This is a genomic window from Simplicispira suum (genome assembly GCF_003008595.1).
In the GTDB taxonomy this organism is placed as follows: domain Bacteria; phylum Pseudomonadota; class Gammaproteobacteria; order Burkholderiales; family Burkholderiaceae_C; genus Simplicispira; species Simplicispira suum.
Genome location: NZ_CP027669.1, coordinates 2,206,820 through 2,227,841 on the forward strand (window position 1 = coordinate 2,206,820; position 21,022 = coordinate 2,227,841).

Annotated in this window: 18 protein-coding genes; 13 read left to right on the forward strand and 5 right to left on the reverse strand. The window is 64.3% G+C overall.

Annotated elements, in window-relative coordinates:
- Nucleotides 1-61: 61 nt before the first annotated feature.
- From aceK to C6571_RS10305, 4 genes are all read left to right on the forward strand, one after another.
- A complete protein-coding gene (aceK, locus tag C6571_RS10290; protein ID WP_106446598.1) occupies nucleotides 62-1,864 on the forward strand; it encodes a bifunctional isocitrate dehydrogenase kinase/phosphatase in 1,803 nt (600 codons plus the stop codon).
- Between the two features lie 37 nt (nucleotides 1,865-1,901).
- Nucleotides 1,902-3,095 carry an acetyl-CoA C-acyltransferase gene (locus C6571_RS10295; protein WP_106446599.1) on the forward strand — a complete coding sequence of 398 codons (1,194 nt, stop codon included), beginning with the start codon at nucleotides 1,902-1,904 and terminating at the stop codon, nucleotides 3,093-3,095.
- Between the two features lie 75 nt (nucleotides 3,096-3,170).
- Nucleotides 3,171-3,839 carry an SDR family oxidoreductase gene (locus tag C6571_RS10300; protein ID WP_106448170.1) on the forward strand — a complete coding sequence of 223 codons (669 nt, stop codon included), beginning with the start codon at nucleotides 3,171-3,173 and terminating at the stop codon, nucleotides 3,837-3,839.
- A 32-nt stretch (nucleotides 3,840-3,871) separates the two neighbouring features.
- The gene (locus C6571_RS10305) at nucleotides 3,872-5,002 is read left to right on the forward strand and encodes an acyl-CoA dehydrogenase family protein (protein WP_106446600.1); all 1,131 of its coding nucleotides are present in this window, start codon (nucleotides 3,872-3,874) and stop codon (nucleotides 5,000-5,002) included.
- A gap of 66 nt (nucleotides 5,003-5,068) precedes the next feature.
- Here C6571_RS10305 and C6571_RS10310 read toward each other — a convergent pair whose 3' ends face one another.
- Nucleotides 5,069-5,536, reverse strand: a complete 468-nt coding sequence (locus tag C6571_RS10310; RefSeq protein ID WP_106448171.1) for a DUF421 domain-containing protein — start codon at nucleotides 5,534-5,536, stop codon at nucleotides 5,069-5,071.
- Nucleotides 5,537-5,651: 115 nt separating this feature from the next.
- Between C6571_RS10310 and C6571_RS10315 the strand changes: the two genes are divergently transcribed.
- The 4 genes from C6571_RS10315 (at nucleotide 5,652) to C6571_RS10330 (ending at nucleotide 9,833) form a co-directional block, all read left to right on the forward strand.
- Entirely contained in the window at nucleotides 5,652-6,080 is a 429-nt protein-coding gene (locus tag C6571_RS10315; protein WP_211300618.1) for a YchJ family protein, read from the forward strand.
- 391 nt (nucleotides 6,081-6,471) lie between these two features.
- Nucleotides 6,472-7,917, forward strand: coding sequence for a bifunctional enoyl-CoA hydratase/phosphate acetyltransferase (locus C6571_RS10320; protein ID WP_106446601.1), 1,446 nt, complete (start codon nucleotides 6,472-6,474; stop codon nucleotides 7,915-7,917).
- On the forward strand, nucleotides 7,914-9,110 hold the full coding sequence (locus tag C6571_RS10325; RefSeq protein WP_106446602.1) for an acetate/propionate family kinase: 1,197 nt from the start codon (nucleotides 7,914-7,916) through the stop codon (nucleotides 9,108-9,110). Before C6571_RS10320 ends, C6571_RS10325 begins: the two co-directional genes overlap by 4 nt.
- A gap of 57 nt (nucleotides 9,111-9,167) precedes the next feature.
- Entirely contained in the window at nucleotides 9,168-9,833 is a 666-nt protein-coding gene (locus C6571_RS10330; RefSeq protein WP_106446603.1) for an HAD family hydrolase, read from the forward strand.
- A gap of 4 nt (nucleotides 9,834-9,837) precedes the next feature.
- Here C6571_RS10330 and C6571_RS10335 read toward each other — a convergent pair whose 3' ends face one another.
- The 3 genes from C6571_RS10335 to C6571_RS10345 form a co-directional block, all read right to left on the reverse strand.
- Nucleotides 9,838-11,205: a TRAP transporter large permease gene (locus C6571_RS10335; RefSeq protein WP_106446604.1), complete on the reverse strand. Its 1,368-nt coding sequence runs from the start codon at nucleotides 11,203-11,205 to the stop codon at nucleotides 9,838-9,840.
- Between the two features lie 28 nt (nucleotides 11,206-11,233).
- Nucleotides 11,234-11,794 carry a TRAP transporter small permease subunit gene (locus C6571_RS10340; RefSeq protein WP_106446605.1) on the reverse strand — a complete coding sequence of 187 codons (561 nt, stop codon included), beginning with the start codon at nucleotides 11,792-11,794 and terminating at the stop codon, nucleotides 11,234-11,236.
- 84 nt (nucleotides 11,795-11,878) lie between these two features.
- Nucleotides 11,879-12,934, reverse strand: coding sequence for a TRAP transporter substrate-binding protein (locus tag C6571_RS10345; RefSeq protein ID WP_106446606.1), 1,056 nt, complete (start codon nucleotides 12,932-12,934; stop codon nucleotides 11,879-11,881).
- A 469-nt stretch (nucleotides 12,935-13,403) separates the two neighbouring features.
- Here C6571_RS10345 and C6571_RS10350 point away from each other — a divergent pair, with 469 nt between their 5' ends.
- Entirely contained in the window at nucleotides 13,404-14,885 is a 1,482-nt protein-coding gene (locus C6571_RS10350; RefSeq protein WP_211300619.1) for a patatin-like phospholipase family protein, read from the forward strand.
- 60 nt (nucleotides 14,886-14,945) lie between these two features.
- On the opposite strand, the gene C6571_RS10355 is transcribed toward C6571_RS10350, so the two are convergent.
- Nucleotides 14,946-15,965 (reverse strand): AraC family transcriptional regulator, encoded by a 1,020-nt coding sequence (locus tag C6571_RS10355; RefSeq protein WP_106446607.1) that lies wholly within the window; start codon nucleotides 15,963-15,965, stop codon nucleotides 14,946-14,948.
- A gap of 144 nt (nucleotides 15,966-16,109) precedes the next feature.
- Between C6571_RS10355 and C6571_RS10360 the strand changes: the two genes are divergently transcribed.
- The 4 genes from C6571_RS10360 (at nucleotide 16,110) to C6571_RS10375 (ending at nucleotide 21,012) form a co-directional block, all read left to right on the forward strand.
- Complete coding sequence (locus tag C6571_RS10360) at nucleotides 16,110-17,843, forward strand: AMP-binding protein (RefSeq protein WP_106448174.1); 1,734 nt, start codon at nucleotides 16,110-16,112, stop codon at nucleotides 17,841-17,843.
- 37 nt (nucleotides 17,844-17,880) lie between these two features.
- Entirely contained in the window at nucleotides 17,881-19,503 is a 1,623-nt protein-coding gene (locus tag C6571_RS10365) for a carboxyl transferase domain-containing protein (RefSeq protein ID WP_106446608.1), read from the forward strand.
- Between the two features lie 217 nt (nucleotides 19,504-19,720).
- Nucleotides 19,721-20,233: a DinB family protein gene (locus tag C6571_RS10370; RefSeq protein WP_106448175.1), complete on the forward strand. Its 513-nt coding sequence runs from the start codon at nucleotides 19,721-19,723 to the stop codon at nucleotides 20,231-20,233.
- Nucleotides 20,230-21,012, forward strand: a complete 783-nt coding sequence (locus C6571_RS10375; protein ID WP_106446609.1) for an enoyl-CoA hydratase/isomerase family protein — start codon at nucleotides 20,230-20,232, stop codon at nucleotides 21,010-21,012. The genes C6571_RS10370 and C6571_RS10375 overlap by 4 nt, the downstream gene beginning before the upstream one ends.
- The last annotated feature ends 10 nt before the right edge of the window (nucleotides 21,013-21,022 follow it).

Sequence of the window (21,022 nt, forward strand, 5' to 3'; positions counted from 1 at the left end):
GAAGGACGCCCTGCGGCCTTCGCGCAGAATCGGCCCGATGCCACCTCCTGCTTCTGTCTCCATGTTTCCTCAGCGCCTTGAATCGCCCGATGCGTACAACATCGCCAAGGCGATGCGCGATGGCTTTGACCGCCACTACCGCCTGTTTCGCACTGAGTCGGCCCGCGCCAAGCACCGGTTTGAAACAGCCGATTGGCACGACCAGCAGCGCGCCCAGCGCGAGCGCATCGAGTTCTACGACCTGCGGGTGAAGGAATGCGTGCGGCGCCTGGAGAAGGAGTTTGCCGCCGGCAAACAACCCATGGAGCTGTGGCACGAAGTCAAGCTGCACTACATCGGGCTCTTGGTCGAACACCATCAGCCAGAACTGGCCGAGACGTTTTTCAACTCGGTCACCACCAAGATCCTGCACCGCACACACTTCCACAACAACTTCATCTTTGTGCGCCCGGCAATGAGCACCGAGTACCTTGAAAACGACGAATTCGAGGGCCGGCCCACCTATTACTCCTATTACCCATCCAAGGACAGCCTGCGCCAAACGCTGGTCACGATTTTGGAGAGCTACGGTCTGCAGCGCGAATTTGCCGATGTAACCACCGACGTCAACCATGTGGTGCACGCCCTCGAATCGCGGCTGCACAAAGTCAAGTTGCGCGCCAACTTTCAGATTCAGGTGCTCTCGAGCCTGTTCTACCGCAACAAGGGCGCCTACCTCGTGGGCAAGATCATCAACGGCTTCAACGAAGTGCCGTTCGCGCTGCCCATTCTTCACAATGAACATCGCAAGCTCTTCATCGACGCCGCGTTGTTTGGCGAAGACGATCTGCAGATGCTTTTTTCTTTCGCGCGCGCCTATTTCATGGTGGACATGGAAATCCCCAGTGCTTACGTGCAGTTTCTGCGCAGCCTCATGCCCAGAAAGCCCCGTGCCGAGCTGTACAACGCGCTCGGGCTGGCCAAGCAGGGCAAGACGCTGTTCTACCGCGACTTTCTCTACCACCTCAAGCACTCCACCGACAAGCTGCGCATTGCGCCCGGCATCAAGGGCATGGTGATGCTGGTGTTTGACCTGCCCTCGTTCCCCTTTGTGTTCAAGCTCATCAAGGACTACTACCCGCCGCAAAAAGACACCACGCGGGAGAAGATTCAAGGCAAGTACCTGCTGGTGAAGCAGCACGACCGCGTGGGCCGCATGGCCGATACGCTGGAATACAGCCTGGTGGCGTTTCCACGCGATCGCTTTGAAGACGAGCTGATCGCAGAGATTGAAAAATTCGCCCCCAGCCAGTTGGAGATCAGCGACCGCGATGGCGACGGCAAGCAGGAAGTCATCATCAAGCACCTCTACATCGAGCGGCGCATGATTCCGCTCAACATGTACCTGCAAGAAGCGTTCGACGCCGGCATGCAAGACGAGCGTGCTCAGCAGCAGATGGAGCGCAGCGTCATCGACTACGGCAACGCCATCAAAGACCTGGTGGCGGCCAACATCTTCCCCGGAGACATGCTGTGGAAAAATTTCGGCGTCACGCGCAACGGCAAGGTCGTGTTCTACGACTATGACGAAATCGAATACATCACCGACTGCAACTTTCGCCGCGTTCCCGAGCCGCGCAACGAAGAAGAGGAAATGAGCGGCGAAATCTGGTACACGGTCCATGCGCACGACGTGTTTCCCGAAACCTTCGGCCCGTTCCTGCTCGGCAACGACGCCGTGCGCGAAGTTTTCATGCGCCACCACGCCGACCTGCTCGGCGTTGAGTTCTGGCAGTCGCACAAGGAGCGCATTCTTGCCGGTCATGTCTACGACGTATTCCCTTACGAGGCCAAGCGGCGCTTCGGCCAAGCCTACGCCGACTGAATCTGCCCACCCTGTTTCAATTCAAAGGAGGTTTCTTATGAGCGCATCCATTCAAGACCCCATCGTTATCGTCGGCGCCGCCCGCACCCCCATGGGCGCATTTCAGGGCGATTTTTCCAGCTTGGCCGCTCACGATCTGGGTGGCGCCGCCATTGCGGCCGCCGTTGAGCGCGCCGGCATCGCGCCGTCTGCCGTGGGCGAAGTGCTGTTTGGCAACTGCCTGATGGCGGGGCAGGGCCAGGCGCCCGCACGCCAGGCGGCCTTCAAGGGCGGTTTGCCCAAAGAGGCTGGTGCCGTGACGCTCAGCAAGATGTGCGGCTCGGGCATGAAGGCGGCAATGTTTGCGCACGACATGCTGCTGGCCGGCACGCACGACGTCATGGTGGCGGGCGGCATGGAGAGCATGACCAACGCCCCCTACCTGCTGCAAAAGGGGCGCGGCGGCTACCGCCTGGGACACGACCGCATCTTCGACCACATGATGCTCGACGGCCTGGAAGACGCCTACGAGCCCGGCCGCTCGATGGGTACCTTTGGCGAAGATTGCGCTGCCAAGTACAGCTTCACGCGCCAGCAGCAGGATGCCTTTGCCACCACCAGCGTCGAGCGTGCCAAGGCCGCCACGACGTCGGGCGCGTTTGCGGCCGAGATCACGCCAGTGACCGTCAAGACCCGTGCAGGCGAAGTGGTGGTGTCGGTGGACGAAGGCCCAGGCAAGGTCAAGCTCGACAAGATCCCCACGCTCAAGCCCGCGTTCAAGAAGGACGGCACCATCACTGCCGCATCCAGCTCGTCGATCAACGACGGCGCCGCCGCCCTGGTGCTGATGCGCCAGTCCACCGCCGACACGCTCGGTTGCAAGCCCCTGGCCCGCATCGTCAGCCACGCCACGCACGCGCAGGAGCCCGAGTGGTTCGCCACCGCGCCGCTGGGCGCTACGCAGAAGGCGCTGGCCAAGGCCGGCTGGACGGCGGGCGACGTGGATCTGTGGGAAATCAACGAGGCCTTCGCCGTCGTTCCCATGGCCTTGATGAAAGAGCTCGGCCTGTCCCACGACATCGTCAACGTCAATGGCGGCGCCTGCGCGCTGGGCCACCCGATTGGCGCCAGCGGAGCCCGCATCCTGGTCACGCTGCTGTACGCGCTCAAGGCGCAGGGCAAGACCAAGGGGCTGGCCACGCTGTGCATTGGTGGCGGCGAGGCGACGGCCATGGCCGTCGAGCTGGTTTAAAGCGAAAAACTCCTGATTTTGTAGCTGCTTACGCAATAGGGATAAGCGCTGGAGGCCTATTTGACTAAGAAAAGCATTGGTACCGCGCTGATCATTGGTGCCTCGCGTGGCCTGGGGTTGGAGCTGGTGCAGCAACTGCTGGCGGCCGGCAGTCGCGTCATCGCTACGGTGCGCACCGCCGAAGCCCGCGCCGCGCTGCAAGCCCTGGGCGCCGAGGTACTGACGGTGGATGTCGCCGATCCTGCCAGCGTCAGTGGCCTCGCCTGGCAGCTCGACGGCGAGCGCTTTGATCTGGCGTTTTACGTCGCCGGCGTCATGCGCCGACAAGGCGCCACCACGCCGCCCACGCAGCAGGATTTCGACGCCGTCATGCACGCCAACGTGCTGGGCGCCATGCAGGCCATCCCGCAGGTGGCGCCGCTGGTGGAGGCTGCTGGCGGCGTGTTCGCCTTCATGTCGTCGAGCATGTCGCAAATCGGCAGCGTGCCCGCCAGCAACGCCTGGCTGTACCGCACCAGCAAGGCCGCGCTCAACATGGCGGTGGCGGCGGCGCAGCACGACTACCCCCGCGCCACCCTCGTCACCATCGACCCCGGCTGGGTGCAGACAGATATGGGCGGGGCCACTGCGCCGCTCACGCCGCAGGACAGCGTGCGCGGCATGCTCGCTACCCTGGCCGGCGTGACGGATGTCGACCAAGGCCAGTTGTTGCACCACGACGGCCGCCGCGCTGCGCATTGGTAAAACTTCCTCACGTAACACATAGAGACACGCCCATGCTGCTGACCCAAGACCAGGAAATGATCCGCGACGCGGTGCGCGACTTTGCCCAAAGCGAACTCTGGCCCCATGCCGCGCGCTGGGACCGCGAGCACCATTTCCCCAAAGAAGCGCACCAGGGCCTGGCGGCGCTCGGCGCCTACGGCATTTGCGTGCCCGAAGCACTCGGCGGCGCAGGGCTCGACTACCTGTCGCTCGCGCTGGTGCTGGAAGAAATCGCCGCTGGCGATGGTGGCACCAGCACCGTCATTTCGGTCACCAACTGCCCGGTCAACGCCATCTTGCTGCGCTACGGCAATGCCCAGCAGCAGCGCGACTGGCTCACGCCGCTGGCGCGCGGCGAGATGCTCGGCGCCTTTTGCCTCACCGAGCCGCACGTGGGCTCCGACGCCTCCGGCCTGCGCACCACGGCGGTCAAAGACGGCGACGCGTACGTGATCAACGGCGTCAAGCAGTTCATCACCAGCGGCAAGAACGGCGATGTCGCCATCGTCATCGCCGTCACCGACAAGGGCGCCGGCAAGAAGGGCATGAGCGCCTTCCTCGTGCCCACCAGCGCGCCGGGTTACGTGGTGGCGCGGCTGGAAGACAAGCTGGGCCAGCACAGCAGCGATACCGCGCAAATCAGCTTTGAAAACTGCCGCATTCCGGCCGAGAACCTCATTGGCCAGGAGGGCGAGGGCTACAGGATCGCGCTCGGCGGCCTGGAGGGCGGGCGCATTGGCATCGCCGCGCAAAGCCTGGGCATGGCGCGCAGCGCGTTTGAGGTGGCCTTGCAATATTCGAAAGAGCGCGAAAGCTTTGGCACCGCCATCTTCAACCACCAGGCCGTGGGCTTTCGGCTGGCCGATTGCGCCACGCAGCTGGAAGCCGCGCGCCAGCTAATCTGGCACGCCGCCAGCCTGCGCGACGCCGGCCGGCCGTGCCTGAAGGAAGCCGCCATGGCCAAGCTGTTTGCCAGTGAAATGGCCGAGCAAGTGTGCAGCGCCGCCATCCAGACGCTGGGTGGCTACGGTGTGCTGAACGACTTCCCGCTAGAGCGCATTTACCGCGACGTGCGCGTCTGCCAGATCTACGAGGGCACCAGCGACGTGCAGAAAATCATCATCCAGCGCGCGCTGGCGTGATGCTTCTGTTTTTATAGCTGCTCGCGCTTTTCTAATAAGCGCTGGAGGCCTATTTCCGTATGATTTTCAGCGCTTCTTGAGCACCACGGTGATGTTGCCGTTGACCTCGATGGTGGCGCGCTCCACCTCGTGCGTGTGCAGGCAGCCACCGGCCCGCAAGGCCGCAGCAAGGTCGCTGGGCGAGAGCCGCTCGTTTTGCATCAATGCTTCGTCCACTTTGCCATCCTGCACCAGCACGCGCGGGTGGCCGTCGATCAGGCGCTCCAGGCGGCGGAAGCGGTAGGTCAATTGCGACAGCCCGACATGGCAGCCAATCAAGGTGCTGGCCGAAATCAGCCCGCCAATGAGCGAGTTGTCGCCCGCGTTCATCGAGTTCTGCACCGCGTTTGACAGAATCAAAAGCAGCACCAGGTCAAACGGCGCGTACTGCCCCGTCTGCCGCTTGCCGGTGGCGCGCAGAAACACGAGCAGAAAAACGTACACGACGATGCCGCGCACGACAAACTCCCACCAGGGGACAGACAGATTCCACATGCGAGACTCCAGCGCTTGAGGCGCCCAGTCTAGGTTCGTTGCGGGCGCCCGTGCGCAGGACAAAATCGCCTGCGCTTGACCCAAGGTTTTTTCCGATGCCGATTGCCAACGCGCCATGCTGACCCAACAAGCCGATGCCCCCTGCCTGTGCGGCCGCACTGCCCCCGGTGCGCCAGCCCGGCGCCTGTCTTGGCGCCATTGCTGCGGTCGCTGGATCGATCGCGCGGCCTCGGTGCCCGACGCCGAGAGCCTCATGCGCTCGCGCTACAGCGCCTTTGTGCGCGAAGACGCCGCTTGGTTGCTCGCCACCTGGCACGCCAGCACGCGCCCCGCGCGGCTGGACTTTGAGAGCGGCGCGCAGTGGCTGGGGCTGGAAGTGCGGCGCCACCGTTTGATCGATGCCGACCATGCCGAGGTGGAATTCGTCGCCCGCTACCGCCTGGCGGGCCGGGCGGTGCGCTTGCACGAACGCAGCCGCTTTGCGCGCGAGGCAGGCCAATGGTTTTACGTCGATGGGGACCAGCCAGGGCAAAAAAACCAATGAAATTGGCTTCTGGCGCCGTGAGTTGGAAGTTCGTTTCAGAAAGCTGCCGAGAATCTCCGCCACGCCGCGTTGCACATCCGCGCGATAGCTCTGGCTCTCGCTGTGGTGTGCGCCTTGCCTGACGACGATTTCGACACCTTTCCCTTTTCCCACCTGCTTCCAACTCACGACACTAGCCCTTATCCAGAAATAGCCGGACGCCACGAAAATAATAGCGTTCGCGATGCGTCGGCGCAGAAATCCGAGGATGCCTGAGCCGGGCCCTTCGTCCTGGCTGCCAGCGCACTGCGGGAAAACGTCGGCACGCGGCGGTTAAGCTGTTGTGCAGGCCCGCTCGCTTGGATGTTCAGACGAGCGCTGCGCCAACCGCTTATCCACCCTCAGGAGCCTCATGCCCGATATCCCAGAGTCCACCACGCCCCCCGGCGCGCCGCCGCAGGATCTCGCTACCGTGCGCAACCGCATCTTCGATGAGATCGCGGTGGGCGATACCGACGCCATTGAGCGCACGCTCAGCAAAGAGGATATTGAGCTGTTTGCCATCCTCTCCGGGGACTTCAATCCCCAGCATCTGGACGCCGACTTCGCCGCCTCCACCAGTTTCCAAGGTGTCATCGCGCACGGCATGCTGGGTGGATCGCTGATCTCGGCCGTGCTTGGCAACCGCCTGCCGGGCCCAGGCACCATCTACCTTTCGCAAACGCTCAAGTTCCTGGCGCCTGTGCGCATTGGCGACCGCCTGCGCGTCAGCGTCACCGTCAGCGCGCGCGATGAAGCCAGGAAGCGCCTGAAGTTGGCGTGCACCTGCGTCAATCAAAACGGCACCACCGTGGTCAGCGGCGAAGCCGAGGTGCTGGCGCCCACCGAACGCATCGAACGCCTGCGCACCACGCTGCCTGAAGTGCACGTGACCGCCGGCAACGACGGCCTGCAACGGGTGCTTGCGCATGTGCGTCCGCTCGGCAGGCTGCGCGTCGCAGTGGTCCACCCGTGCGATGCGCTCAGCCTGGGCGGCGCGCTCGACGCCTGTGCCGCTGGCTTGATCGAACCCGTGCTGGTGGGGCCGCGCGCGCGCATCGAGGCGACGGCGCAGGAGAACGGCCTGGACATCGCCGGCCTGGCCATCGAAGACACGGCGCACAGCCACGCTGCGGCCGCCCGCGCGGTGGAGCTGGTGCTGCAAGGGCGCGTGCAGGCGCTGATGAAAGGCAGCCTGCACACCGACGAACTGATGGGCGCCGTGGTGGCTTCGCAAGGCGGGCTGCGCACCAAGCGCCGCGTGAGCCACTGTTACTTGATGCAGACACCGGCCTACCCGCGCCCCTTCATCATTACCGACGCGGCCATCAACATCGCTCCCACGCTGGCCGACAAGGCCGACATCGTGCGCAACGCGATTGACCTGGCGCACGCCATCGGCGTGGCGCAGCCGAGGGTGGCGATTCTGGCCGCCGTGGAAACCGTGAATGCCTCCATGCCGGCCACGCTGGACGCCGCCGCGCTGTGCAAGATGGCAGACCGGGGCCAGATCACCGGCGCCCTGCTCGATGGTCCGCTGGCCTTTGACAACGCCGTATCCATTGCCGCCGCGCGCACCAAGGGCATCGTCTCGGAAGTGGCAGGCCGCGCCGACATCCTGGTGGTGCCAGATTTGGAGAGCGGCAACATGCTGGCCAAGCAGCTGGAGTTCCTGGGTGACGCCGCCACGGCCGGCATTGTGCTTGGCGCGCGTGTGCCCATCGTGCTGACCAGCCGGGCCGACGCCCGCGACACGCGCCTGGCCTCGTGCGCCGTGGCGGTGCTGCTGGCGCACCACTACAAGGAGGCGCCGCTGTGAGCGATCTGGTCCTGGTCCTCAATTGCGGCTCATCCAGCATCAAGTTCGCGCTGTTCGATACCAGCACCCAGCCGCTGCCGCGCGCTCCCTTGTGGAACGGCAAGGTCGACGGCATTACCGGCGCCGCGCCCACGTTTGGTGAAACCGGTGTTGCTCCAGGTCCGGTGGTGCTCGATGCTGCCCACCCGTACCGGGCAGCGCTGGAGCACATTCACGCAAGGGTGCTGGTGCGCATGGCGCAGGGCGGCCACCGCATCGCCGCCGTAGCGCACCGCGTGGTGCATGGCGGCGCCAAGTACTTCGACCCGGTGCGCGTGGATGCGCGGGTGCTGGACGATCTGCGCGGACTCATTCCGCTCGCGCCGCTGCACCAGCCGTTTGCGCTGGAAGCCATCGCAGCACTTTTGGAAACTGCGCCCGAGCTGCCGCAGGTGGCCTGCTTTGACACGGCGTTTCACCACACCCTGCCCGAGGTGGAGAAGATGCTGCCGCTGTCCTGGGACGCCTGGGAGCGCGGCCTGCGCCGCTACGGCTTTCACGGGCTGTCGTACGAATACCTGTCGATTGCGCTGGCCGAGCGCTATGGCGACGCGGCGCGCGGGCGCACCATCGCCCTGCACCTGGGCAGCGGCGCCAGCCTCTGCGCCATGCAGGATCTCCAAAGCGTCGCCACCACCATGGGGTTTTCGGCACTCGACGGCCTGATGATGGGCACGCGCTGCGGCGCGCTGGACCCCGGCGCGGTGCTGTACTTGATGGAGATTGAAAAGCTCTCGCTGGAAGCAGTGGGCCATCTGCTGTACCACGGCTCGGGCTTGCTGGGCATTTCCGGCGTGTCGTCCGACCCGCGCGTGCTGCTGACGCAGGAGGCCGGCAACGCGCGCATCGAAGCCGCGCTGGCGCTGTACGTGCGCCGCATCGTGCGCGAGGTCGGCGCGCTGGCGGCGGTGCTGGGCGGGCTCGACATGCTGGTTTTCACTGCGGGCATTGGTGAGCACAACGTCGCCATTCGCGAGCGCGTGTGCGCGGGCCTGGCCTACCTGGGCGTGGCGCTCGACCTGGATGCCAACACCCAGAACGCCGATTGCATCTCCAGCGCTGCCAGCCGCATCCCGGTGCTGGTCGAGCGCACGAACGAAGAATGGGTGGCTGCCTGGCATGCTTGTCGGCTGTTGCCAGAACTGGCGCAGTAGCAGGTAAAAAACTACTGAAAATGGCCTCTCGCGCTTATTCCTATTGCGTCATCAGCTATGAAATTCGAAGCAATCTTGTTTGACTGCGACGGTGTGCTTGTCGACAGCGAACCGCTCACCAACGGTGTGCTCTGCGCCATGCTGAACGAAGCCGGCTGGGCGATTTCTCCCGAAGACTGCATGGACACCTTCATCGGCAAGACGGTGCGCAGCGAAGCCGCGCGCATCGAGGCGCACACCGGCCAGCCGCTGACCGACGCCTGGATGGCCGAGTTCTACGCGCGCCGCAATGCCGAGATCGAAGGCCACCTGCAGCCCATTGCCGGCGCGGTGGACGCGGTACGTGCGCTGCACCGCTTGACGGGCGGGCGCATCGCCTGCGCCTCGGGTGCCGATCGTTTCAAGGTGGAAATGCAGCTGCGCCAGGTGGGCCTGGCGGAGTTCTTCGGCAGCCATGTGTTCAGCGGCCATGAGATGCCGGCCACCAAGCCCGCGCCCGATGTGTATCTGGCCGCAGCCGCCGCGCTGGGCGTGGCGCCGGCGCGTTGCCTGGTGATTGAAGACACCGTGACAGGTGTGACGGCCGGCGTGGCGGCTGGCGCCACGGTATGGGGCTACGCACCGGGCGGTGCCGGCCACGGCAGTGCAGAGGCTTTGCGCGCCACAGGCGCAGCGCGCGTGTTCGAAAGCATGGCGGATTTGCCCGGCCTTCTCGTTCCGTAGACGTTCAACCGGCGCCGTACATTCTTCCTGGCAGCCAGAGGATGATTTGCGGAAACAGCAGGCACAGGCCGACCATGGCCATTTGCATCAGCACGAAGGGGATGACGCCCAGATAAATATCGCGGATGGTCACGCCCTTGGGTACCACGCCCTTCAGGTAGAACAGCGAGAACCCGACCGGCGGTGTGAGGAAAGATGTCTGCAGCATCAGCGCCACCAGGATCAGGAACCAGGTCATCTCGATGCCGCTGTGCTTGATGACCGGGGCCAGCAGGGGCAGCACGATGAGCACGATCTCGAACCAGTCGAGAAAGAAGCCCGCCACAAACACCACCGCCAGCACCAGCATCACCATGCCCGTGGGGCCCAGGCCCGTGCCTTTGAAGAACTCGGTGATCAGCTCGTCGCCGCCGATCATGCGCAGCACGTAGGCAAACACGGTGGCGCCGATGAAAATGGCAAAGATGAAACAGGTGGTGGTGGTGGTGGCAATGCCCACTTCGCGGATCACCTGCCAATTGAGCTTGCGGTTGGCTGCTGCCAGCAGCATGGCGCCAAACGCGCCCAGGCCCGAGGCCTCGGTGGGAGTGGCAATACCAAAGAAGATGGAGCCCAGCACCACCAGAATCAGGCCGAAAGTGGGCAAGGTGGAAAGGAAGGCAATGCCAATTTGGCGCGCCGTGAGCTTTTCATCGCCGGCCGGGCGCGGCGGCAAGATGTCGGGGCGCACGAAACCGACGATGACGACAAACGCCATGTACAACACGCCCAGCAGCAGGCCGGGCACCAGTGCGCCCATGAACAAATCGCCCACCGAGACAGAGACCTGGTCGGCCATCAGCACCAGCATGATGGACGGCGGGATCAGGATGCCCAGCGTTCCCGAGGCCGCCACGATGCCGCTGGCCAGCGCCTTGGAATAGTGGTGCTGCAGCATGATGGGCATGGACAGCATGGCCAGCAGCACCACTGAGGCCCCAACGATGCCGGTGGACGCTGCCAGCAGAATGCCAATGACGATCACCGTGAGGCCCAGGCCGCCGCGCAATCCGCCAAATACCTTGACGAAGTTGCGCATCATGGTGTCGGCCACGCCCGATCGATCCAGCATCAATCCCATGTAGACGAACATGGGCAGAGACACCAGCACCCAGTTGGACATGATGGCGTCAAAGCGGTCGATGATTCCGGAGAACTTGACCCAGCTCGTGAGCAAAAAGGTGTCGACGCCGAACTGGGTGGTCAGCGTGATCGCAATGGCGGTGAATACAAGCGATACGCCGGCCAGCAGCCAGGCCACGGGGTAGCCCAGGAACAGCGATGTGATGAATGTCACCATCAGCGCCAGAAAGAGAATTTCGTAGAAAGGCATGTGCTTTTCCGGTAGAGGGGCGGTGGTATCAGCGGGCGCGCAAGGCTGCCCAGACGCGCGTCAGGCGCCCCAAGCCAGCCAACGCAAGCAGAAGGAAGGCCGTCACAAGAAATGACTTCAGCGCCCAGCGCCAAGGCAGGCCACCCGGCGCGGCAGAGACCTCGCCCATCTCCCACGAAGTGGCGACGAAGGGCACGGAGAACCAGACCACCAGCAGCGAAAAGCTCAGCAGAAAGAACACGATGCCAAGCAGCTCAATCCACAGCCGCGTGCGCTGGGACCAGCCCTCGGCCAGCACATCGATGCGAACGTTGCGTTCGTGCACCTCGGTAAAGGCCAGCCCGAGCAGGAAACCTACGGCGTACAGATGCCACTGGACTTCTTCCAGCATGATGGAACCCAGTCCGAAAACGTAGCGCAGCACCACCTGGAAGACGATGACCATCACCAGGACGGTCCAGAGCAGCGAGGCGAATTCACCGAACCAGCCAATCAGGCGGTCTACGGCACGGGAAAAGGCGGTGATCGGCAGGACAATCCCCGACGGCCCTGCCACGGGACCATCGGCGGGCATGTTTTTTGAGTTCATGGTGACTTCCAATTGATTGGGCCTTGCCGGGTGCCGGGGCACCCGGCAAGGCCGGCGCAGTGCTTCAAGTTGCCTACAAGTCGATCAATGCGGGTAGTCGCGCGGCAGGTAGCCCAGGTTGTGCCACTGTGCGTTCTGCTTCTGGAAACCATTCATGCTGTCGAGCACCTTCTTGAACATGGGGTCCTTGCCAGCCTCTTCGGCCAGGACTTCCTTGGAGGCCTTGGAAAATGCGTCCAGCATGGTCTTGTTGAACTGGCGCGCCTTGACGCCTTCCTTCTCGAACTTGGCCAACACGGCACCCTGCAGGGCTTCGGCCTTGGCGATGGCCATGGTCACGCCGGCAGTGCAAGTGGTTTCGATCTGGGCCTGCGTCTGTGGCTTGAGCTTGGCCCAAGCAGCCGTGTTGACATACAGGAACTGGTTGGTCGATGGCTGGTGCCAGCCAGGCATGTAGTAGTTCTTGGCCACTTTGAAGAAGCCCAGCTGCTCGTCCACCGTGGGCAGCGAGAACTCGGTGCCGTCGAGCACGCCCTTCTCAAGGGCCTGGAACAGCTCGCCGCCTGGCAGCATGGTCACCGAGGCGCCCAGTTTCTGGTAAATCTTGCCACCCAAGCCGGCCGCACGGAACTTCAGGCCCTTGATGTCCTCGGGCGTGTTGATTTCCTTGCGGAACCAGCCCGCAGCCTCGGGGCTGATCGAGCCGCAGAAGATGGGGTAGACGTTGTAGGGCTTGTACGCTTCCTTCAGGAGCGCGTCGCCGCCGCCGAAGTACATCCAGGCGGCGAACTGCGGCGACTCCATGCCAAAGGGCACGGCACCAAACAAGGCAGAGACGGGCACCTTGCCAATTTCATAACCCATCCAGCTATAACCTGCCTCGACCTTGCCCGTGGACACGCTGTCGAAAATGGCCAATGCCGGTACCAGTTTGCCGGGCTCGAACACCTGCAGGTTCACCGTGCCGCCCGAAACCTTTTTCAGTTGTTCTGAAACCCAGGGCATGGTGTCACCCAGCGCAGTCAGGTTGGACCCGAAGGACATGGGAATGCCCCAGCGCACGGTCTCCTGGGCGGTTGCGGCAGTGGCAAGGCAGGTCAGTGACGCGGCCAGCGCCAGAGTCTTGAGGGAAGAACGCATTTTTAAAGTCTCCGTTGGTAGTGAACAGGCAAATTCGGCTTGCAGGGTGTGTGTCCACCCTTTGGCATGCCAGGGAACAGTGCGCAGCCGTGCTTAGCGCCATGCCCGGCTGGAAGGCCGGACGCGGCGCAGAAATTCGGTGCGCAGGGCGCAGGAAAGGGAACGGTCTTGTCTCTCCATCTCTCTTCTTTTGTGTGCTCCGGTGGTGGTTGTCACACCTGCACGCGCCGCCCTGCCGGTCTCCCTTCGTCGAGGGTTTGCGCTGGTGCATGGGCTGCGTCGATTCGTGACTTTATGTCGCTACCTGTTGCTGTGGTTTGAGGGTTGTTGGGTCGCGTTGTGAAAAAATTCAGCCCGAAGCAGCGCGTTGCGGAGCAGAAGGTTTGTGTCGAAATGCCAGGTCGTGGGCCGACTGCTGGCAGACTCAGGTCCGTGCTGTGGGCGTTCTTGCGCGCAGAGGAGACGTTTGATGCCACCCCATTTGCCGCCGCAATGCCTCAAGCAAGGGCTCCAGAATCTCATTCGACCGGCTCTGCAGCAGCGCGTTGCCGCCGCCTTCACCCGCAGTGCCGTGCTTGCTGTGGCGGTCCTGCTCGCAGCCTGCTCGTCGGTGCGGCCCTGGATCAACCAGCCGCTGCTGGCTGAAGAGCCCCCTGTCGCAGAGCGCAAGGCGGTACTGCAAATGATTGCGGCGCGCGATCCAAGCATGTTGGTGGCCGTCACGCTCTCAGGCGGTGGGGCGCGCGCGGCGGCGTTTAGGTTTGGCGTGCTTAGCGCCATGCAACAGGCGCGGTTTCACTGGAACGGCCGCGACAACACCTTGCTTGAAGCCACCGATGTGGTCAGCGGGGTGTCAGGCGGAAGCATCGTGGCAGCGTATTTCGCAGCCTACGGAATCGAGGGTTTGCCGCGCTTCGAGCCGGATTTTTTGCGCAAGAACTTTCAGAACAGCCTGATTGCGCAGGCCCTGCACCCGAGCAACCTCATCGACCTGAGTTCGCCCTGGCTGGGGCGCTCGCATTTGCTGGCGCGCCGGCTCGATCAACTCTATGGCCGCATGAACTTTGGCGATGTGGAGCGCCGGCCGCGCCACCCGCAGCTGTTCATCACCGCCACGGATATGTCTCAGGGCGCGGGTTTTGAGTTCACCTGGGACCAGTTTGCGCTGATCTGCTCGGACCTCTCCAGCGTGCCGCTGTCGTTTGCCGTGGCCGCGTCGTCCGCCGTGCCGCTGCTGCTCAGCCCTATGACACTCAAGAACTATGCGGGGAGTTGCGACGACCGCCAGAATGCTCTGGCCCTGCCTGCCTCGGGGCAGGGCGGCACGGCGCGAGCGCGCCTGTACCGCGCACACGAACGCAGCTATCTCAATGCTCAGCGCAAGCCCTATATCCATTTGGTCGATGGGGGCCTGGCAGACAACCTCGGCGTGCAGCGCCTGCTGGACCGCACGCTGGGTGGCGGTCTGCGTGGCGCCTTTACCGAAGTGCAGGTGCCGCCGGGCAGCATCAAGAAGCTGGTGTTGATCACCGTGAACTCCGAGCGCGATCCTTCGGTGGACATTGATCAGGACGACACCGTGCCCAACATGGCGCAGGTGGTGGATACGCTGCTCTTTGGCACCGGCGCCCGAGCCTCCCGTGAGACCCAGGAATTTCTTCGCGACACCATTGACCAGTGGCGCAAAACCTTGTCTGCTCGGGCGCCCGGAAGCAACGACGCCTTTGCGCCCGACGCGCAAATCTATGTGATCGCGGTAAACCTGCGCGATGCGCCCGACGAAACCACACGGCGGCGCCTTCTGCAGATACCGACCGCGTTCTCAATTTCGGCGGGCGAAGTCAGCAGCCTGATTGAGGCCGGCGGCAACGTGCTGCGCCACTCACCCGGCTACCAGGCGCTGATGCAGTCGCTTCCGCCGCCGCAAGGAGCGGCGAATGGGCAACGTTGAAAACGCGCCGCCCTGTGCATCCGCTTTGCGGGCGTATCCCGGAGACCCCGTGTCAGCGGGTCAGGGCTGCCTTTCCCTCCACTCGCCCGGCGTCATCCCCGTCCACCCCTTGAACGCCCGCATAAAACTCTTCTCGTTCTGAAACCCCGCCGCCAGCGCCACCTGTTTGATCGGGCGCTGGCTGCGTTGCAGCAGGTCGGTGGCCAGGTCGCGGCGCACCGTGTCCTTGAGAGCTTGGAGCGAAGCGCCTTCGTCCTTCAGCTGCCGGTGCAGGGTGCGGGTGGACAGGTTCAGCCGGGTCGCCAGATCCTCCGCGCTGTGGGCGGCTTGCGGGTCGCTGCGCAGTATCTGGCGCACGCGCGCCAGCAGCAGCCGGTCGCGGCGGTACTGCAGCACCGTGAGGGGCAGGGCGCGCTCCAGCATGGTCTGCAGCGCGGCCTCGTCGCGGCGCAGGGGCAGTGCGAGGTAGCGGGCGTCGAAGCAGATGCAGGTGCGCGGCGCCCCGAAGCGCGCCGGGGCGCTGAAGAGCACGGCGAAGGCGTCGGCATGGGGCGGGGCGTCAAAGGCGAAGGCGGCGTCCAGCAGCGGAATGCGCGAATCCACCAGCCAGCAGGCCACGCCCAGGGCGTTGCGCAGCAGCGAGACATGGCAGAACTCGCGCAGCACGCCCAAGTCGCGTGCCTCGTGCAGGGCGAGGCGGGCCACATCGCCCTGCACTGCCAATTCCAGGCGCACATCCTGCGTCAGCAGGCCATGGTGGCGGCACCAGCGCGCCATGGCCAGTCCCAGATGCGGCGCGGTGATGGAGGCGCGTGCCAGGAGCCCATAGCTTCCCCAGGGCAGGGCGCGGCTGAACCAGCCCAGGGCTTCGTCGTCCAGTTCGCGCATCGCAGCGTCGGAGACACGCTCCATCTGCAGGGCGGTGATGCGCCCGTCCGGGCGTGCCAGCAGGGCGGGCGCAATCTGCGCCTGGGCCAGGGCCTGTGCCGGATCCAGGCCGCGCAGCGCGTAGGCGTGTGCGATGGCGCGGACGAAGGCCGCCGGGGTTTCGGCACGCACAGTCGCGGGCGCAGGGCCCATGGAAGAGGAACTTGGCTTGGTCACAGTGCAAGTGTGCCGCGCTCGTGGCACGATTTGCAACCATTGTGGCAAGCAGGATGGCACCGTCGCTTTTATCCTGTACGGTTCGTGGACCGCGCAGACCCGCACAAGGAGACACCGCAGATGCAGCCTCAGCACGCTTCCCCGCTGACTCAAAGCCAAACCACCGGCGCCACCGAGCCGCCGCTGATCGAGCAGACCATTGGCGCTTTCTTCGATACCATGGTGCAGCGCCAGCCCGACCACGAGGCGCTGGTCAGCTGCCACCAGGGCCGGCGCTATACCTATGCCGGCCTGCAGGCTGAGGCACGCCAGCTTGCCAGTGCGCTGCTGCGCCAGGGGCTGGTTCCGGGCGACCGCGTCGGCATCTGGTCGCACAACAACGCGGAATGGGTGCTGATGCAGCTGGCCACGGCCGAGGTCGGGCTGGTGCTGGTCAACATCAATCCGGCCTACCGCACGGCCGAGGTGGAATACGCGCTCAACAAGGTGGGCTGCCGCCTGCTGGTGACCATGGCGCGCTTCAAGACGAGCGACTACCTGGGCATGCTGCGCGAATTGGCACCGGAATGGGCGCACGGCCAGCCGGGCGAGCTGGTGGCACAGCGCCTGCCGCATCTCTCTACCGTGGTGTGGATAGATGCGCCGGGCAAGGAACCTGGCGCCGGCGTGGAGGAGCCCGGCCTGCTGCGTTTTTCCGATTTTTTGGCACGTGGCGATGCTGGTGACCCGCGCGTGGCGCAGGTGGCGCGCACGCTCAAGGCCACCGACCCGATCAACATCCAGTTCACCAGCGGCACCACTGGTTTCCCCAAGGGTGCCACGCTGACGCACCGCAACATCCTGAACAACGGCCTGTTCATCGGCGAATGCATGCGGCTGACGCCCGCCGACCGTCTCTGCATTCCGGTGCCGCTGTACCACTGCTTCGGCATGGTGCTGGGGAACCTGGCCTGCTTTACCCATGGGTCCACCATCGTCTATCCGAACGACGGCTTCGAGCCGCTTTCCGTCCTGCAGGCGGTGCAGGACGAAAAATGCACCGGCCTGCATGGCGTTCCCACCATGTTCATCGCCGAGCTCGACCATCCGCGCTTTGGCGAGTTCGACCTCTCGACGCTGCGCACCGGCATCATGGCCGGCTCGCCCTGTCCGACCGAGGTGATGAAGCGCGTGGTGCGGGACATGCACCTGTCCGAGATCACCATTGCCTACGGCATGACCGAAACCAGCCCGGTGAGCTGTCAGAGCAGCGCAGACACGCCACTGGAAAAACGCGTCTCCACGGTGGGCCGGGTGCAGCCGCACCTGGAAATCAAAATCATCGACCCCGAGACCGGCGCCGTCGTGCCCGTGGGCGAACGCGGCGAGTTCTGCACGCGCGGCTATTCGGTGATGCACGGCTACTGGGGCGACCTGGAAAAGACGCGCGAAGCCATCGACGCCGACGGCTGGATGCACACCGGGGATCTGGCCACCATGGACGCCGAGGGCTACGTCAACATCGTCGGCCGCATCAAGGACATGGTGATTCGCGGTGGCGAGAACATCTACCCGCGCGAGATTGAAGAATTTCTGTACCGCATGCCGATGGTGCAGGATGTGCAGGTGGTGGGTGTGCCCGACGCGCGCTACGGCGAAGAGCTGTGCGCCTGGATCATCGCCAAGCCCGGCACAGTGCCGACCGAAGACGACATCCGTGCCTTCTGCAAGGGCCAGATTGCGCACTACAAGGTGCCGCGCTACATCCGTTTCGTCAGCGAGTTCCCCATGACCGTGACCGGCAAGATCCAGAAATTTCGCATGCGCGAAGCCACGATCGAAGCACTCGGCCTGACCGAAGCCAAAACCGCCTGAACGCACCGCCACGCCCCATCCACAGAACCAGACTGCCATGCCCCAATTGCATACCCAACTCAACGCCCGCTCGGCCGACTTCCAGGCCAATGCCGCCGCCATGCGCGCGCTGGTGGACGACCTGGTCGCCCAGGTCAACAAGGTTTTTGAAGGCGGCGGCGAAGCGGCCCGCGCCAAGCACCTGGCGCGCGGCAAGCTGCTGCCGCGCGAGCGTGTGCAGATGCTGCTTGACCCCGGCACGCCGTTTCTTGAAATCGCCCCGCTTGCCGCACTCAACATGTATGGCAACGACGCTCCCGGCGCGGGCCTGATCGCCGGCATCGGGCGCGTCAGCGGCATCGACTGCATGGTGGTGTGCAACGACGCCACGGTGAAGGGCGGCACCTACTACCCCCTCACCGTCAAAAAGCACTTGCGCGCGCAGGAAATCGCCGAGCAAAACCACCTGCCCTGCATCTACCTCGTGGATTCCGGTGGTGCCAACCTGCCGAACCAGGACGACGTGTTCCCGGATCGCGACCACTTCGGCCGCATCTTCTTCAACCAGGCCACCATGAGCGCGCAGGGCATTGCGCAAATCGCCGTGGTCATGGGCAGTTGCACGGCCGGTGGCGCCTACATGCCGGCCATGAGCGACGAATCCATCATCGTCAAAAACCAGGGCACCATCTTCCTGGGCGGCCCGCCGCTGGTGAAGGCCGCCACGGGCGAGGTGGTGAGCGCCGAAGACCTGGGCGGTGGCGACGTGCACACGCGCCTCTCGGGCGTGGCCGACCACCTGGCGCAAAACGACCTGCACGCGCTCAAGCTGGCGCGCATGGCGGTCAAGAATTTGAATAAAAACAAGGCTCCAGCGCTTACGGACAGCGCGCCAGTAGCTCCTAAATTTGCAGCAGACGAACTGTACGGCGTGATTCCTGTGGACACGCGCAAACCCTTCGACGTGCGCGAAATCATTGCCCGCATCGTCGATGGCAGCGAATTCGACGAGTTCAAGGCGCGCTACGGCACCACGCTGGTGACGGGCTTTGCCCGCATCGAGGGCATGCAGGTGGGCATCATCGCCAACAACGGCATTCTGTTTTCCGAGTCGGCGCTCAAGGCCACGCACTTCATCGAGCTGTGCTGCCAGCGCAAGGTGCCGCTCATCTTCCTGCAGAACATCACTGGCTTCATGGTGGGGCGCAAGTACGAGAACGAAGGCATTGCGCGCAACGGCGCCAAGATGGTCACTGCCGTTTCGACCGCTGCGGTGCCCAAATTCACCGTCATCATTGGCGGCAGCTTCGGTGCCGGCAACTACGGCATGTGTGGGCGCGGCTTTTCACCGCGATTCCTGTGGATGTGGCCCAACGCGCGCATCAGCGTGATGGGCGGCGACCAGGCCGCTGGCGTGCTGGCCACGGTCAAACGCGACGGCATCGAGCGCAAGAGCGGCAAAACGGGTGAGGAAGCCTGGAGCATGGAGGAAGAAGAAGCCTTCAAAGCCCCCATCCGCCGCCAGTACGAAGAGCAAGGCCACCCCTACTACGCCACCGCGCGCCTCTGGGACGACGGCGTCATCGACCCCGCCGACACGCGCCGCGTGCTGGCGCTGGGGCTGGCCGCGTCGCGCAATGCGCCGATTGAAGACACGAAGTTTGGCCTTTTCCGCATGTGAACATGAAGCACCTCTGCGCCGCTTCACGTGCCTTGCAGGCCGCAGCACTGCCTGAGTCAGTGCAACTTCAGGGTGTCCAGGCCTGCGCGGGCAGGCTTGGAGCCGCACCCATCAGTCCCCTCAAGGGGGCGCAGCTACCAGCCCGGCAAAGCCGGTTCTGCGGCTGCCGCTGGTCTGCGGTCGCTTTCAAGCAACGCAGTTATGCGGAGGCTTGTCGGTGAACCCTGTGACCCACTTCACCCAACTCGCGCGCTACAACCAGTGGGCCACGGCGCGCCTGCTGGATGCCGTCGCTGCGGTAGCCGAGGCCGACTACCGGCGCGATCTGGGGCTGTTTTTCAAAAGCATTCACGGCACGCTCAACCATCTGCTGGTCGGGGAGCACCTGCTGTGGTTCCGCCGCTTTGACGAAGGTGTGTCGCCCAAACTGGCGCTCGACGCCGAGTTGGAGCAGGACCGTGTGGCGCTGGCCGAGCGCCTGCAAGCCGGCGCGGCCCGCTGGACGCCGTTGATTGCCAGTTGGCCTGCCGAGCGCTTTGACGGCACGCTGAACTACACCACCATGCGCGGTATGCCGGCATCGTTGCCTTTTGCTGCCACGTTGGCGCATGTGTTCAACCATGGCACGCACCACCGGGGCCAGATCACGGCAGCGCTGACGGCGCTGGGCCAGCTCTGCCCTGAACTTGATCTGGTTTATTTCCTGCAAACCGAGGTCACCGCACCATGAGCCACCTGCAAATCACCTACGAGGGCGCGGTTGCCCGCATCACCCTCACCCAGCCCGAGGTGCGCAATGCCTTCAGCGACGAAGTCATTGCCGACATTACCGCCGCCTTTACCGAGGCAGGTGGACGTGCGGAGGTGCGCGCCGTGGTACTGGCCGCCGAAGGCACAGCCTTTTGCGCCGGCGCCAACCTGAACTGGATGCGGCGCATGGCCGACTACATGCGCGAGGAAAACCTGGCGGATGCCGCCAAGCTGGCTGAAATGCTGCGCGTGATCTACGAATGCCCCAAGCCGACCATCGCCCGCGTGCAGGGCGATGTGTATGCGGGCGGCATGGGCCTGGTGGCTGCGTGCGACATGGCGGTTGCCGTCGACACGGCGGGGTTTTGCCTGAGCGAGGTCAAGCTCGGCCTGATCCCCGCCACCATCAGCCCCTACGTGATCCGCGCCATGGGTGCGCGGGCTGCGCACCGCTACTTTCTGACCGCAGAGCGTTTTGACGCGGCCGAGGCCCACCGGATCGGCTTCGTGCATGAAGTCGTCGGTGCCGACGCGCTCGACGCCAAGGTCGCAGAACTCCTCAAGGCCCTCACCAGCGCCAGCCCGAACGCGGTGCGCGCCTGCAAGCGCCTGGTGATCGACGTGGCCGAGCGCGACATCAATGCGCAGCTCATCGCCGCCACGGTGGATGGCATTGCCGACATTCGCGCGAGTGATGAGGGCCGTGAGGGCGTCCAAGCCTTTTTGCAGAAGCGCAAGCCGTCCTGGCTGGCGGCTTGAGGTACAAGGC